Annotated in this window: 13 protein-coding genes and 3 pseudogenes; 10 read left to right on the top strand and 6 right to left on the bottom strand. The window is 66.7% G+C overall.

Features of this window, described 5'->3' with window-relative positions:
* Positions 1-90: 90 nt before the first annotated feature.
* The gene (locus ACZ3H8_RS15115; RefSeq protein WP_307662368.1) at positions 91-468 is read right to left on the bottom strand and encodes a phage holin family protein; all 378 of its coding nucleotides are present in this window, start codon (positions 466-468) and stop codon (positions 91-93) included.
* A 51-nt stretch (positions 469-519) separates the two neighbouring features.
* Here ACZ3H8_RS15115 and ACZ3H8_RS15110 point away from each other — a divergent pair, with 51 nt between their 5' ends.
* From ACZ3H8_RS15110 to ACZ3H8_RS15095, 4 genes and pseudogenes are all read left to right on the top strand, one after another.
* On the top strand, positions 520-837 hold the full coding sequence (locus tag ACZ3H8_RS15110; RefSeq protein ID WP_108150174.1) for a cupin domain-containing protein: 318 nt from the start codon (positions 520-522) through the stop codon (positions 835-837).
* Positions 838-964: 127 nt separating this feature from the next.
* Positions 965-1,177, top strand: coding sequence for a DUF5326 family protein (locus tag ACZ3H8_RS15105; RefSeq protein ID WP_356225928.1), 213 nt, complete (start codon positions 965-967; stop codon positions 1,175-1,177).
* Between the two features lie 229 nt (positions 1,178-1,406).
* A pseudogene (locus tag ACZ3H8_RS15100) lies at positions 1,407-1,513 on the top strand (helix-turn-helix domain-containing protein); the annotation flags it as partial.
* 263 nt (positions 1,514-1,776) lie between these two features.
* Positions 1,777-2,211, top strand: coding sequence for an SsgA family sporulation/cell division regulator (locus ACZ3H8_RS15095; RefSeq protein ID WP_467402285.1), 435 nt, complete (start codon positions 1,777-1,779; stop codon positions 2,209-2,211).
* 13 nt (positions 2,212-2,224) lie between these two features.
* Here the strand turns inward: ACZ3H8_RS15095 and ACZ3H8_RS15090 are convergent, their stop codons facing one another.
* Complete coding sequence (locus ACZ3H8_RS15090; protein WP_467401713.1) at positions 2,225-3,568, bottom strand: YibE/F family protein; 1,344 nt, start codon at positions 3,566-3,568, stop codon at positions 2,225-2,227.
* A 222-nt stretch (positions 3,569-3,790) separates the two neighbouring features.
* On the opposite strand from ACZ3H8_RS15090, the gene thiC reads away from it, so the two are divergent.
* On the top strand, positions 3,791-5,581 hold the full coding sequence (gene thiC, locus ACZ3H8_RS15085) for a phosphomethylpyrimidine synthase ThiC (protein ID WP_467401712.1): 1,791 nt from the start codon (positions 3,791-3,793) through the stop codon (positions 5,579-5,581).
* Between the two features lie 119 nt (positions 5,582-5,700).
* On the opposite strand, the pseudogene ACZ3H8_RS15080 reads toward thiC, so the two are convergent.
* Positions 5,701-5,880: pseudogene (locus tag ACZ3H8_RS15080) on the bottom strand (IS5/IS1182 family transposase); the annotation flags it as partial.
* Positions 5,881-6,729: 849 nt separating this feature from the next.
* On the opposite strand from ACZ3H8_RS15080, the gene ACZ3H8_RS15075 reads away from it, so the two are divergent.
* Both ACZ3H8_RS15075 and ACZ3H8_RS15070 read left to right on the top strand, forming a co-directional pair.
* Entirely contained in the window at positions 6,730-6,963 is a 234-nt protein-coding gene (locus tag ACZ3H8_RS15075; protein ID WP_467401710.1) for a hypothetical protein, read from the top strand.
* Positions 6,964-7,102: 139 nt separating this feature from the next.
* Positions 7,103-7,192: pseudogene (locus tag ACZ3H8_RS15070) on the top strand (thiamine biosynthesis protein ThiC); the annotation flags it as partial.
* A 49-nt stretch (positions 7,193-7,241) separates the two neighbouring features.
* On the opposite strand, the gene ACZ3H8_RS15065 reads toward ACZ3H8_RS15070, so the two are convergent.
* From ACZ3H8_RS15065 to ACZ3H8_RS15055, 3 genes are all read right to left on the bottom strand, one after another.
* The gene (locus ACZ3H8_RS15065; protein ID WP_467401707.1) at positions 7,242-8,069 is read right to left on the bottom strand and encodes an ABC transporter permease; all 828 of its coding nucleotides are present in this window, start codon (positions 8,067-8,069) and stop codon (positions 7,242-7,244) included.
* 147 nt (positions 8,070-8,216) lie between these two features.
* Positions 8,217-9,464 (bottom strand): metallophosphoesterase, encoded by a 1,248-nt coding sequence (locus tag ACZ3H8_RS15060; protein WP_467401705.1) that lies wholly within the window; start codon positions 9,462-9,464, stop codon positions 8,217-8,219.
* 173 nt (positions 9,465-9,637) lie between these two features.
* Positions 9,638-10,750, bottom strand: a complete 1,113-nt coding sequence (locus ACZ3H8_RS15055; RefSeq protein ID WP_307662375.1) for a LacI family DNA-binding transcriptional regulator — start codon at positions 10,748-10,750, stop codon at positions 9,638-9,640.
* A gap of 359 nt (positions 10,751-11,109) precedes the next feature.
* On the opposite strand from ACZ3H8_RS15055, the gene hisC reads away from it, so the two are divergent.
* The 3 genes from hisC (at position 11,110) to cydB (ending at position 14,968) form a co-directional block, all read left to right on the top strand.
* Positions 11,110-12,189 (top strand): histidinol-phosphate transaminase, encoded by a 1,080-nt coding sequence (gene hisC / locus ACZ3H8_RS15050; protein ID WP_398993663.1) that lies wholly within the window; start codon positions 11,110-11,112, stop codon positions 12,187-12,189.
* Between the two features lie 246 nt (positions 12,190-12,435).
* Entirely contained in the window at positions 12,436-13,944 is a 1,509-nt protein-coding gene (locus ACZ3H8_RS15045) for a cytochrome ubiquinol oxidase subunit I (RefSeq protein WP_467401701.1), read from the top strand.
* 22 nt (positions 13,945-13,966) lie between these two features.
* Positions 13,967-14,968 (top strand): cytochrome d ubiquinol oxidase subunit II, encoded by a 1,002-nt coding sequence (gene cydB, locus ACZ3H8_RS15040; protein WP_467401699.1) that lies wholly within the window; start codon positions 13,967-13,969, stop codon positions 14,966-14,968.
* Positions 14,969-14,976: the final 8 nt, after the last annotated feature.

Genomic DNA, 14,976 nt, shown 5'->3' with positions numbered 1-14,976 from the left:
TACCGCGTCGAGCAGACCCTCGCTCGCCGCCTCCACCATCTTCAGGCACTCCCGAAGCCGCAGACGCGATACCCAGACCTCACGCGGCGTTCAGTCCTTGTCGGGCAGGGCGACATTCATTGCCCACGAAACGACCGAGATGATCAGGCCGCCGAGCACGGCGGTCCAGAAGCCCTCGACATGGAAGTTCAGATCGACCGCGTCGGCCAGCCAGGAGGTCAGCAGCAGCATGAGGGCGTTGATGACCAGCGTGATCAGCCCCAGGGTGAGGATGAACAGCGGTAGCGTGAGCAGCTTCACGACGGGCTTGACGAGGAAGTTGACCAGCCCGAAGAGCAGCGCCACCAGGATCAGGGTCAGCGCCTTCTTGCCGGTGCTGTCACCGGTCAGGGTTATGTCCTGCAGCACCCAGATGGCCACGGCCAGGGCTGCGGCGTTGGCGATCGTCTTGACTACGAAATTCTTCATGTGTCTGATCGTGGCAGACGTGATCGGACCAAGGGCAGGGGCGGACGGACGATGAAGGCATTCCGACTGGACGAGCTGGAGGCGGAGCGCGCCGCCAACGACGGCGCGTATCTGCAGTTCCTTCGCGAACGGAATATGTCGGTCGGGCTGTACGCACTGGACGCCGGCGAGCTGGACCCGCAGCTGCCCCACCGCCAGGACGAGGTCTACTTCGTCGTCAGCGGCCGCGCCGCCATCACGGTGGGGATGGAGACGACGCAGGTCGGACGCGGCAGCGTGGTCTACGTCCCGGCCGGAGTGGCCCACAAGTTCCATCACATCACCGAGGATCTGCGGGTGATGGTGGTCTTCTCTCCCCCTGAGAGCTGACCGGAAGCACCGCCGATCCCTAGGGGTTCGGTCAGGGGAGATCGAGGGCTCGCGGGCCCCCGCACACCACCCCCTCCCGCCTAGCATCGAGGCAGGAACCCAATGAAACGAGGTAAGGACGATGGCTGTGCGGGAAGTATTCGCGGGGATGCCGTGGTGGATCAAGTGGGTCGCGGTGCCCGTCATCGCCCTTGTCGTATTCGGAGGACTGATCACGAGCGTCGTCGGCTTTGTGATCGGACTGCTCTTCAAGATCCTTGTCTTCGTCGCCCTGGTCAGTGGACTCGTCTTTGTCGTACGGAAGTTCATGTCGTCGTCGAGCTCACGCAGCGACTGGTAGCCCATGCCCGTCCGGGCGTTAGCCCGGGCGGGGGAACGCCCCGACAAACCCCCACTGCCTCACGGGGGCGGCCATTACAGTGACAACCCCGCTGCCGCCCCATGGAAAATCCGCCCTTGGGAAATACGCGCGGCGGGCCGCGGGGGCGGCCCCCGCAGGCGGGCGCGCTGCCCGTCACCATGCCTGGGGGTGACCTTTGGCCACGGCTACGAACGCTCCTGCCCCTACCCTGATCGTTTCGGTGCAACGGGCGATGAGGCTGCTGGAGACCGTGAGCCCCCATCCGGACGGGGCCCCTGCGAGCAGCTCGCGCGCGAGGCGGGCTTCCCCTTCCCACCCACCACGGCCGGATCCGGTGCCGTCGCGATGGGCATTTCGCTCCCGCTCCACCGGGAAGAGCGCTTGCTTCCTGCGGTCGAACAACCACGTAACGCCGTCGGAGGACTTCTGGGCTCCATAGCGTTCTCTATCAGTATCTGAAAAATCACTCCTTGTGATCTGCCAGTCCTTACAGGACGATTACGTCAAGAGGCCATGGGGATCACTCCAGGCCGTTTTCAGCTGAGTTCTTCACTGCTTCATTTGCTGCGGGGTACATGATGCGCGAGTCCGTCCAGGCCGAGGTCCTGATGAGTTTCCATGTCTCCGAGGAGCTCTCTTTCCGGATCCCGGTGGAGCTCCGGTACGAGACGGGGGATCCGTACGCGGTGCGGATGACCTTCCATCTGCCCGGCGATGCCCCTGTGACCTGGGCCTTCGGGCGCGAGTTGCTGCTGGACGGCATCAATGGGCCGAGCGGCGACGGTGATGTGCACATCGCTCCGACCGGTCCCCAGGGGCTGTCCGACGTCGCCATCCGGCTCCAAGTCGGCGGCGACCGGGCGCTGTTCCGGGTGAGCGCGGCCCCGCTCGTGGCCTTCCTCGACCGCACCGACAAGCTGGTGCCGCTGGGACAGGAGCGTACGCTCGCCGACTTCGAGGACAATCTGGACGTGGCGCTCGGGCGCATCCTCGCCGAGGAGAACGCCGGCTGAGCAGTCGACGCCGCTACTTCTTGCGGCGGCGGCCCCTGCCGCCCCGAACTGGCGATCCACTCCGTGCCGGTGATTCGTCCGCCGCTGCGGTTCCCGGCCGGTCGGCGGAGACCACCAGGCTCGCGAGTGCGGTGGTCACCGGCACGGCGGCGACAAGTCCGATCGACCCCACCAGGGTCCGTACGATCTCCATCGCCACCAGCTCGCTGTTGGCCACCGTCCCCACACTGCTCTGCGCGATCGAGAAGAGCAGCAGCAGCGGCAACGCGGCGCCCGCGTAGGCCAGTACGAGAGTGTTGACGACGGAAGCGATGTGGTCCCGGCCGATTCTGATCCCGGCCCGGTAGAGCGCCCGTGGGCCCATGCCCGGGTCCGCCTGACGCAGTTCCCAGACCGCCGAGGTCTGGGTCACCGTCACATCGTCGAGCACGCCGAGCGAGCCGATGATGATGCCGGCCAGCAGCAGACCGCTCATGTCGATGTTCGGATACAGACCGTGAATCAGACCGGTGTTGTCGTCGGTGTTGCCGGTCAGGCTCGCCCAGCCGATGAAGAGTGAGCCGAGCAGCCCGGTCAGCAGCAGCGAGATCAGCGTGCCGAGGACCGCGACCGATGTGCGGGCGGTGAAGCCGTGGCACAGATAGAGCGCGACCAGCATGATTGCGCTCGCCCCGATCACCGCGACGATCAGCGGATTCGAGCCCTGCAGGATTGCGGGCAGGATGAACAGGGTCAGTACGGCGAACGAGACGGCCAGTGCGATCAGCGCCATCACGCCGCGCATCCGTCCCACCAGCACCACTGCGAGCGCGAAGATACCGGCCAGCACCACCATCGGGAGCTCACGGTCCACATCGGTCACGGAGTACTGCAGGTCGCGGGGCGCGTCGGGGGCGTACGCCACCACCACGCCCTGGCCCTTGTCCAACTGCCGCGACGCGTCCGGCTGGACGATCTCGGTGAACGTACGGCCCTTGTCCTTGCCGCTGGTGACCTCGATCGTCGCCTTCTCACAGCTGCCTTGCTGGGCATTGACCGCCTCGCGCCCCTCAGGCGTGGAGGTGTCGCCGGTCGGCGGTACCTGCGCGGCGTTCACGTCCTTGCAGTTGACCTTGTCGACCTGCACCACCTTGCCCTGCTCGGTCTGCCGGTCGAAACCGACACCGGTGCGCTCATGCCCGGGCGCACCGCCCGGCCAGAGCACGACAAGGCCCACGACGACCGCGGTGGCGAAAGGAATGAGCACCGCGGCGATGACCTTGCGGAGATGCTGCGAAACAGGCGCGGCGGGCCCATGGCTGTGCGAGTGGCCGTGGGGTTCGGGCGTCTGCGGCGAGGGGGTCGGCGAGTAGGTCACCGACCGATCATCGCAAGAACGAGGGGGGCCCTCTGTTCAGCGCGCCAGAAATGACGCTAGCGTGGTGTCACCTTTGCACACGCGGGAGCTCGGAGCACCGGGCTGAGAGGGCGCTGACCTCCGCATTCGCCGACTGGCCGAAGCCAGTACGCCGTTTACGGAATCCGCTGCGTCGACCGCCGAACCTGTTACCGGGTAATGCCGGCGTAGGGAGTAGGTCTCATGACCGTATCGGATGCACGCACGCCTGCCTCGAATCAGAACGACGAGGGCGGGAAGTCCATCGGCTGGCACAAGGGATACGTCGAGGGCTCGCGCCCCGACCTCCGGGTGCCGGTCCGCCAGGTGCACCTGACCAACGGCAAGGACGTGACGCTGTACGACACGTCCGGCCCGTACACCGACCCCACCGTCGAGACCGACGTCCGCCGCGGCCTGCCGCCGCTGCGGGAGAACTGGATCATCGGCCGCGGCGACACCGAGGAGTACGCGGGCCGTCCGGTCCGCCCCGAGGACGACGGGATCAAGCACACCTCGCCGAGGGGCGGTCTGCGCAACCTCGACGCGGTCTTCCCGGGCCGCCCGCGCCAGCCCCGCCGGGGCCGGGCCGGACAGGCGGTGTCGCAGCTTGCGTACGCCCGCCGTGGCGAGATCACGCCGGAGATGGAGTACGTCGCGATCCGTGAGAACGTCTCGCCCGAGGTGGTGCGCGAGGAGATCGCGGCGGGCCGGGCCGTCCTGCCCGCCAACGTCAACCACCCCGAGATCGAGCCGATGATCATCGGCAAGCGGTTCCTGGTGAAGGTCAACGCCAACATCGGCAACTCCGCTGTCACCTCCTCCATCGAGGAGGAGGTCGAGAAGATGACCTGGGCGACCCGCTGGGGCGCGGACACGGTCATGGACCTCTCCACCGGCCGCAACATCCACACGACCCGCGAATGGGTGCTGCGCAACTCCCCCGTGCCGATCGGCACCGTGCCGCTCTATCAGGCGCTCGAGAAGGTTGACGGCAAGGCCGAGGAGCTGACCTGGGAGGTCTACAAGGACACGGTCATCGAGCAGGCCGAGCAGGGTGTCGACTACATGACGGTCCACGCGGGCGTGCTGCTGCGGTATGTGCCGCTGACGGCCCGCCGCAAGACCGGCATCGTCTCGCGCGGCGGCTCGATCATGGCGGCCTGGTGCCTGGCGCATCACAAGGAGTCGTTCCTGTACGAGAACTTCGAGGAGCTCTGCGAGATCCTCGCCTCGTACGACGTGACGTACTCCCTCGGCGACGGTCTGCGGCCCGGCTCGATCGCGGATGCCAACGACGAGGCGCAGTTCGCGGAGTTGCGCACGCTCGGGGAACTCAACTCCATCGCCAAGAGTTTCAATGTGCAGACGATGATCGAAGGACCCGGTCACGTCCCGATGCACAAGATCAAGGAGAACATCGACCTCCAGCAGGAGATCTGCGAGGAGGCCCCCTTCTATACGCTCGGCCCGCTCACCACGGACGTGGCCCCGGCGTATGACCACATCACCTCCGGCATCGGGGCGGCAATGATTGCCTGGTGGGGCACGGCGATGCTCTGCTATGTCACGCCCAAGGAGCACCTGGGTCTGCCCAACCGCGATGACGTGAAGACCGGCGTCATCACCTACAAGATCGCGGCGCATGCGGCAGATCTCGCCAAGGGGCACCCGGGTGCGCAGGAGTGGGACGACGCGCTGTCCGACGCGCGCTTCGAGTTCCGGTGGGAGGACCAGTTCAATCTGGCCCTCGATCCGGACACGGCACGGGAGTTCCACGACGAGACGCTCCCGGCGGAGCCGGCGAAGACCGCGCACTTCTGCTCGATGTGCGGCCCGAAGTTCTGCAGCATGAAGATCAGTAGAAGCATCACAGAGCGATTTGGTTCCGATGCGGCTCTGACCAGCGAAGATGAGGTAGTGGCTGGGATGTTGGCCAAGTCTGCTGAGTTTGCCGCCCAAGGGAACCGGGTCTACCTGCCTATTGCAGATTGATCTTCTAGCATCTCAGCGTCCCCCGCCATATCGGGGGACGCTTCGAAGCTAGGGGTGCCGCCTTCGAGGCGGCACCCCCTTTAGAGGGCGTTTGATGTAGGCGAAATGCCCTTTATATTCTAGAAGGTTCCTCGCCAGGTGGGTGTGGTCTCGTCCGTTATGCGCTTGGCGAGGTTGTCGATCGAGGCGAGATGGATCATGGCTTCGGAGCTGGCGATGAGGGTCTCGTAGTCGCGGGCCAGGCGGCGGTGCAGCATGATCCATCTGATGCTGCGTTCTACGACCCAGCGCCTTTCCACTCGGACTTGAGCGCGTTCAAGAGCCTGTTCATAGGCGCTCTACGGGGCGGGCGCGACAGGCGTGACGGCTGCCATGAGGCTGTGCCGTCCGTTGCGTGCGGGTGCTCAGGGCGTGGATTGCACCGTTCAGACGTGACGATTGCTCAGATCTGATGAGGTTGGCGCGTTCGCGCCGTCCGCGGCGAGCGCTCGGCTGTGCCCGGGTCGAGCTTGCCCTCGCATGTCGGATTTCGGACGTGAAGTCCCAACCCGAGGGAAACGAGGAGCAAGCAGATGAATCCTGAGTGCAGGACGCCGTCCCGGCTGGGGCCGCTGCCGCGTCGTAACAAGTGGATGGTCGGCAGCACGGTCGCCTCGCTCGCGCTGGTCCTGACGACCGGGTGTTCAGCCCGGCCGCGGCCTCCGTCAACAACGTGGGTGACCGGGTGAGGTGACCGGTCACGCGGGCGACGACGGCGACAAGTGCAGGGACGGGCTCACGCTCGGTCAAGTCGGGCCGCAGGGCGACGACGACAGGGACCGCTGCAAGAAGGGACCGACCGGGGCGACCGGGGCGACGGGTGCGCCTGGTGTGCCGGGGCGACGGGTGCGACCGGGGCGACGGGTGCGACCGGGGCGACGGGAGCTCCCGCACCCGTCGTCGATGTCGGCGCGAGTATCTTCTCCACAGCAGACCAGACCATCCCGTCCGGCGTCGACACGCAGATCACCTTCGATGACGCCGCCTACGACACGGACGCGATGTTCGATGACGCGACCGACAGTCTGGTGGTCAACACCCCCGGGCGCTACCTCCTCAAGTCAAGGCTTCTCTGGTCCTACACTGCGACTGAGGGGGCGACTCGTGCAATGGCCATCTTCGTCAACGGCGTTGCCGTCTCCTTTGACGCGCAGGACACCTCAGACATCGCGAATGACCTCGGAAATTCGCAGGAGTCGTCCACGATCGTTGAGCTGGCTGCGGATGACGTGATCACCCTCTTCGTCTCCCAGAACACCGGAGTCGACGCCACCTCGGTCAGCGCGTCTTCGACAACGACTGTCGTGGCTCCGCAGCTCCAGGCGGAGTTGCTCGAGCCGTAGACAGCTCCCTCGGGCCGATGGATTCTGCGACGGCCCGCCGGACCGGGTCCTGCCCCGGCAGACGCCGCAGGTGATCTCCGATCCAGTCACGTCCGGTCTCCGGGCGCTCCCGCTCGCAGCAGTCCGAGCAGCCCAGCAGTCTCAGCAGGAGATCGAGGACGGCATGGCGGAGAAGTCCAAGGAGTTCGCCGCCGCGGGCAACCGCGTCTATCTGCCAATCGCGGAATGACGGAGGAGTGATCTCGCAATGACGTGCCGCCACGAGCGCCGGCCGGGACTCACTCCGGCTGGTGCTCGGGGCCGCCGAATTCCGGGCTGGTGAAGTCCGGGCTGGTGAAGGTTGGCCGCTGTCCCGCCGTCGAGCCCTCGCTCGGGCTTGAGTAGTCCGGGCCGCTGTAGCCGATCTTGGGGATACGGCTCACATGGCGCGGCGGGTCCGCTGAGGTCGGGTCGGCGCTGGGGTCCGCCAGCGCTGCCCGCAGGAAGGGCAGCAGTCCGCGCTCCAGCAGAGCGTGCCGCCAGGCTTCCTTGGCCCGGGCCACTTCGTCGGGCAACTCGCCCGTCGACTCCTCGGCCGGGACTTGTGTCGCGCCGTTGCGCAGGGCGGTGAGCAGCAGTCCGATCGCGGCGACCAGGATGGCGGCCGCCGTGAGAGCCCCGAAGAACCAGCCCGCGGAGACCAGGGCCTCCGCGAACGACGGCGTGGGGCTGAGCATCTTCAGGATGTAGCCGACCAGCAGGAAGATCACCGCGGCTGTCCCGGCGAGCACCGGGGCGAGCACGGCTATGACGGCGGCGAACCCCGCGCCGCGTTCGGAGGCCTCGCCGACGGCCGGGGACAGCACGGAGTTGTGCATGGAGGCGGTGGCCGCGGGGGTTCGCATCTCCTCGCGGATCTTTATGTAGTGCTCGTACTCGGCAGCGGCGGCGGTGGTGATCAGTGCCGTCGCGTTCAGGGCCATCGTGCGCAGCTGTTCGGTGTTCAGGCGCTGCCCCACGGCAGCGAGATCCGGACGGTCATGGGCGTTGCGCAGTGCGTCGTCGAGGATGCGCTCGTACTCGGCGCGGTCCTCGGTCAGCAGGTGCGGAGCGCTGTTCATCTGCATCCCCCGATGCTCCGTAGGGCCGGATTGCCCGCATCGACCGGGCGGTTGGGCAGAAACGGAGGAGAGCCTGCTACGGATAAGCCGATGGTAGAGCGGTTACGGCACGGGGTGACAGGGGGTTTGAGTAAATCGCCTGTCGGGCTTGGATCAGTTGGACAGGGGAAGCTGGACGACAAGGAGCTTTCCGGCCATGGTCACGCCGCCGTCCATGGCGATCGCCAGCCCGTCCGCGTACACATGCGGGCCCTCGACGACCGGGCGCGCGCCGTCCTCGCCGTCCTCGGTGCCCACTTCGCCCAGCAGATACGGAATGGGGCTGTGGCCGTGCACGACGCGGCGGCCACCGTAGGTGGTGAGCAGTTCGCGTACGGCCTGCGGCCCTGCGTCGTCGCGGAAGGCGAAGCGCTTGGTGAACTTGCGGAACAGGTCCCAGCACTCGTCGGCGTCATTGCGGGTGAGGATCGCGTGGACGGTGTCGTTGACGTCCTCGATGGTGTCGCCGTACTCCAGATAGGCGGTGGTGTCGGAGTGCATCAGCAGATGCTCGTCCTCCTCGATCACCGCGTCGAGGCGTGCCATCCACTGCAGATGGACGTCCTGCAGCCGGTCCATGTCGGTCTTCTGGCCGCCGTTGAGCAGCCAGGCGGCCTGGAAGGTGGCGGTGCCGGCACCGGAGTTGACGGGGGTGTCGCCGAATCGCTTCGCGCCGAGCAGCAGCAGTTCGTGATTGCCCATCAGGGCCTTGCAGTAGCCGCCTGCGGCCGCGGCCTCGGCGGAGAGCCGCATGACGAGGTCGATGACGCCGATGCCGTCGGGGCCGCGGTCGGTGAAGTCGCCGAGAAACCAGAGGCGGGCATGGCCCGCGGCCCAGTGGCCGTCGGCGTCGATGAGGCCTTGCTCGGCCAGGGCCTCGACGAGTTCGTCGAGATAGCCGTGGACGTCGCCGACCACATAGAGCGGGCCGAGGCCTTCGGGGGTGGGCGCCTCGTCCGGTGTGACCTGCACCTGGACGGTGTCGCCCGGACCGCCGCGGCCGATCACCGGCAGATCGCGCGCGGTGGGGGTGTAGCCGTCCGGAGCCTCGCCCTCCGGGACGGCGTTGCCGGGGTGGGCGGACTCCGGGGATTCAGGGGACTGCTGCGTCGGCTGCGTGCGCGACGGCATCTGCTCGTGCGGCAGCACCTGATCCTGCGACGGCGGCACCTGCTCCCGCGAAGGAACCTGCTCGGGCGGCGTACTAGCCGGGTGCTCCTGCGGCGGCAGTTGCGACTGTGCGGGGAGTTGCGGGTGCGCCGGAACCTGCGACTGCACGGGAACCTGTGCGTACGGCGGAACGCGGAAGTCGCGCAATGTTGCCGTCCGCACCACGGGTCCTTGACCGGCCCCCTGAGTCATCGACCCCTCCACACCGTCGCGCCGCCGTTCACCAGTCGGCCCAGCCTGGTCGGGGTGGTCCGCGGTGTCGTCCGCCCATCATAGGAATGAGGTCCGCGCTGTGTGACGCACCAGGGGTGGTGAATCCTGTTGCACCCCTGGTTCGCCGGTTGTTTCGTCCTGATTGGGAAGGTCTAGTCCGATGAAGGGGATCGAGGTGGGCTGACAGTCGTCCGCGAAGGGCGGCGCTGCGAGGACGTCCGGACGATCAGTTCGGTAGGTATCACCTGCTCGACCGGCCGGTCTTCGTCGATTCCCTCGATGGCGTCGATGAGGAGCTGGACGACCGCCGTGCCGATTCTGCGTGGTTTGAGCGAGAGCGTGGTGATGGGCGGCTCGGTGGTGGCGTACACGGTCGACTCACTGCAGCAGATGAGCAGCAGATCGTCGGGGACTCGCAGTCCGTACCGCCGGGCGGCGGCGAGGAGATCGGTGCCGTTGGGGTCGAAGAGTCCATAGACGGCGTCGGGCCTGTCCGGACGGGCGAGCAGCCGGTCGGCGGCGACGGCGCCGGCGCACGGGTCGTGGGCAGGGTAGGACTCGTAGACCGGGTCCTGGCCCACGCGCTCGCACCAGTTCAGATAAGCGGTGGTGGACAGGCGGGTGTAGGTGTCCGTGGTGGTGCCGGTGAGCAGGCCGATCCGGCGGGCGCCGGCGGCGGCGAGATGGTCGAGCAGATCGAGTACGGCGGTTTCGTGGTCGTTGTCGACCCAGGCGGTGACCGGGAGCGTGCCGGCCGGGCGGCCGTCGGAGACGACGGGTAGGCCCTGGCGGACGAGTTCGGTGACGACGGGGTCGTGGTCGGAGGGGTCGATGACGACGGTGCCGTCGAGGGCGACGTTCGACCAGACGTCATGGCGTGAGGTGGCGGGGAGAATGACGAGGGCGTAGCCGCGGGCGAGCGCGGCGGAGGTCGCGGCTCTCGCCATCTCGGCGAAGTACGCGAACTCTGTGAAGGTGAAAGGTTCATCCCCGTACGTCGTCACGGTCAGGCCGATCAAGCCCGACTTTCCGGTACGGAGCGTTCGGGCCGCGGCGGAGGGCCGGTAGCCCAGCCGGTCGGCGACCTCGCGGACATGTCGGCGGGTGGCGTCCGGGAGCCGGCCCTTGCCGTTGAGTGCGTCTGAGACAGTCGTGATGGAGACTCCGGCTGCGGCGGCCACGTCTCGGATGCCCGCCCGACTCCGCCTGCTGCCCCGCCGGGATGTCTCCGTCCGGCTCACCTGGTGCTTCCCTGCTGCTGTCATGGCGAGCCGATAGTAGGGCTCGCGTGGGCGGTTGAGCCGGTCGCATATTCACTCGTTGACAGGCACGTTTCTGCATGATCGTTCTTACCCAACTGCCTTGGAAATCAAGGGACTTGAGCGATCATCCCATAACGTCTCGGGTGTGGAGACGTGCAGGCCTCTCGAATGGTCGATGTTGCGAAGAGGTCTCAACTCACCAGTACGGGCGATGCGCGCCACGGAGTGAGCTACCGGCGCGCGCTACGGGAGAGGGCGCCCCCCTTTCCCGGCCGCTGCCGTTCGCAGCGGCCGGGAATCCTCATAAGGTGAGAAGTATTCGAAGCTGCTGATTGCAACTGATGGCACGAGGAGGACCTGCGGTGAGCGAGACGAGCCCCAAGCTGCGCGCCGAGCTGGACGGCATTCCCACCTACAAGCCGGGCAAGCCCGCCGCTGCAGGCGGCCCGGTCGCGTACAAACTGTCGTCCAACGAGAACCCGTATCCGCCGCTGCCGGGTGTGATGGAGAGCACGATCGCCGCGGCGCAGGGTTTCAACCGCTACCCCGACATGGCCTGTACCGGCCTGATGAATGAGCTGGCCGACCGCTTCGGGGTGCCCGTGACGCACCTGGCCACCGGCACCGGCTCGGTGGGCGTCGCTCAGTCGCTGCTGCAGTCCACTTCGGGCCCGGGCGACGAGGTCATCTATGCCTGGCGGTCCTTCGAGGCGTACCCGATCATCACCCGGATCAGCGGGGCGAAGCCGGTGCAGGTGCCGCTGACCGCCGGTGACGTGCACGATCTGGATGCGATGGCCGATGCGATCACCGACCGGACCCGGCTGATCTTCGTCTGCAACCCCAACAACCCGACCGGCACGGTGGTGCGCCGGGCGGAGCTGGAGCGGTTCCTGGACCGGGTGCCGTCGGATGTTCTGGTGGTGCTGGACGAGGCCTACCGCGAGTTCATTCGTGACGCCGATGTCCCGGACGGCACCGAGATCTACCGCAACCGCCCCAATGTGGCGGTGCTGCGCACCTTCTCCAAGGCATACGGCCTGGCAGGGCTGCGGGTCGGCTTCGCGATCGCCCATGAGCCGGTGGCCGCCGCGCTGCGCAAGACCGCGGTCCCCTTCGGCGTCACGCAGCTCGCGCAGGACGCGGCGGTCGCCTCGCTGCGTGCCGAGGACGAGCTGCTTGGCCGGGTCGGCTCGCTGGTTGCCGAGCGCACGCGTGTGTACGACGGACTGGTCGAGCAGGGCTGGACCGTGCCCGAGACCCAGGCGAACTTCGTCTGGCTGCGGCTCGGCGACCGTACGGTCGACTTCGCGGCGGCCTGCGAGAAGGCCGGCGTCGTGGTGCGTCCGTTCGCGGGTGAGGGCGTACGGGTCACCATCGGGGAGAACGAGGCCAACGACATCTTCCTGCACACCGCCGAGGCGTTCCGCAAGGAGCTCTAGCCGGTCCAGGCAGCTGCCCGGCGGGCCATGAGATGCGTATCTGCACCCGCCGGGCTCAGCAAGCTGTTGAAGTTCCTGGGGCGAGACACCGAAGAGGTACCCCCCGCTCGAAGGTTCGGATTTCGTATGAGCCATAATGCTTGTGAATGTGAACGCGTTCACAAGCGCGCCCTGATCATCCCGAGATCGATCGGATTAAAGGGGCAAACCGCCGCTGTGACCATGGCGATGTAAGGAGAAGACGACGTGGACCTGGCTCTGGCGCCGGAAACCTTGGCGCGATGGCAGTTCGGCATCACCACCGTCTACCACTTCCTCTTCGTCCCCCTGACGATCTCGCTCGCCGCGCTCACAGCCGGCCTGCAGACAGCCTGGGTGCGGACGGAGAAGGAGAAGTACCTCAAGGCCACGAAGTTCTGGGGCAAGCTGTTCCTGATCAACATCGCCATGGGTGTCGTCACCGGCATCGTCCAGGAGTTCCAGTTCGGCATGAACTGGTCCGACTACTCGCGCTTCGTCGGTGACATCTTCGGCGCCCCGCTCGCCTTCGAGGCGCTGATCGCGTTCTTCTTCGAGTCCACCTTCATCGGGCTGTGGATCTTCGGCTGGGACAAGCTGCCGAAGAAGATCCATCTGGCCTGCATGTGGATGGTGTCGATCGGCACCATCCTCTCCGCGTACTTCATCCTGGCCGCCAACTCCTGGATGCAGCATCCCGTCGGCTACCGGATCAACGAGGAGCGCGGGCGGGCCGAGCTCACCGACTTCTGGCAGGTGCTGACCCAGAACACCGCGCTCACCCAGTTCTTCCACACCATGACGGCCGCCTTCCTCGTCGGCGGCGCTTTCATGGTCGGTATCGCCGCCTTCCATCTGGCGCGCGAGAAGCACATCCCGGTGATGCGCACCTCACTGCGGCTCGGGCTGATCACCGTGATGGTCGCCGGACTGCTCACCGCGGTCAGCGGTGACCTGCTCGGCAAGGTCATGTTCAAGCAGCAGCCGATGAAGATGGCCGCCGCCGAGGCGCTGTGGGACGGCGAGGCGCCGGCTCCCTTCTCGATCTTCGCGTACGGAGACGTCGACGCCGGCCACAACAAGGTCGCCATAGAGGTGCCAGGACTGCTGTCCTTCCTGGCCAACGACGACTTCGACTCGTACGTCCCCGGCATCAACGACGTCAACAAGTCCGAGCAGGAGAAGTTCGGGCCCGGCGATTACCGGCCCAACATCCCCGTCGCGTACTGGGGATTCCGCTGGATGATCGGCTTCGGCATGGCGTCCCTCACCATCGGGCTGATCGGGCTCTGGCTCACCCGGAAAAAGTTCATGCTGCCGCCGGGGCTGCGGACGGGCGAGGACCAGGTGCCGCATCTGGTGCTCTTCAAGAACCAGGCGCTGAACCCCAAGCTCACCAAGTGGTACTGGATCGTCGCCCTCTGGACCATGCTCTTCCCGCTGATCGCCAACTCCTGGGGTTGGATCTTCACCGAGATGGGGCGTCAGCCCTGGGTCGTGTACGGCGTGCTGCGCACCCGAGACGCCGTCTCCCCCGGCGTCTCGCAGGGCGAGGTGCTCACCTCGATGCTCGTCTTCACCCTGCTCTACGCGGTGCTCGCCGTCATCGAGGTCAAGCTGCTCGTGAAGTACGTCAAGGCCGGACCGCCCGAGCTGACCGAGGCCGACCTCAACCCGCCCACCAAGATCGGCGGCGACGACCGTGACGCCGACCGGCCGATGGCCTTCTCGTACTGAGGCCCTGAGGAGCTGCTGAGGCATGGAACTTCACGACGTCTGGTTCGTACTCATCGCCGTCCTGTGGATCGGCTACTTCTTCCTCGAAGGCTTCGACTTCGGGGTCGGCGTCCTGACCAAGCTGCTGGCCCGGGACCGGACCGAGCGGCGGGTCCTGATCAACACCATCGGGCCTGTCTGGGACGGCAACGAGGTGTGGCTGCTGACCGCGGGCGGCGCGACCTTCGCCGCCTTCCCCGAGTGGTACGCCACTCTCTTCTCCGGCTTCTATCTGCCGCTGCTGCTCATCCTGGTCTGCCTGATCGTGCGCGGAGTCGCCTTCGAGTACCGGCACAAGCGGGACGAGGAGCGGTGGCAGACCAACTGGGAGCACGCGATCTTCTGGACTTCGCTGGTGCCGGCCGTGCTGTGGGGCGTCGCCTTCGGCAACATTGTGCGCGGCGTGAAGATCGACGGGCAGAAGGAGTACGTCGGCAACTTCTTCGACCTGCTCAACCCGTACGCGATGCTGGGCGGGCTGGTCACGCTGACCCTCTTCACCTTCCACGGTGCAGTGTTCGCCGCGCTGAAGACGGTGGGGGACATTCGGATGCGGGCCCGCGCTCTGGCGCTGAAGCTGGGGCCGCTCACCGCCGCGCTGGCGCTCGGTTTCCTGACCTGGACCCAGGTCTCGCGCGGTGACGGCAGCAGTCTGGTCGCGGTGATCGTCGCGGTGCTGGCGCTGGTCGGGGCCGTTGTGACGATCAAGGCGGGCCGCGAAGGCTGGTCGTTCGCGCTGTCGGGAGTGACGATCGTGGCCGCGGTCGCGATGCTCTTCCTGACGCTCTTCCCCAACGTCATGCCGTCCTCCCTCAATGAGGAGTGGAGCCTGACGGTCACCAACGCCTCGTCGAGTCCGTACACCTTGAAGATCATGACCTGGCTGGCAGGCATAGCCACGCCGCTGGTGCTGCTCTACCAGGGCTGGACGTACTGGGTGTTCCGCAAGCGGATCGGTACGCAGCACATCGCCGATGCCCACTAGTGGGGGAT

The sequence above is a fragment of the Streptomyces sp. NPDC002868 genome, from assembly GCF_055563295.1.
Note: the sequence above shows the minus strand (reverse complement) of the source record. Positions and strands in the feature narration are given on the sequence as shown.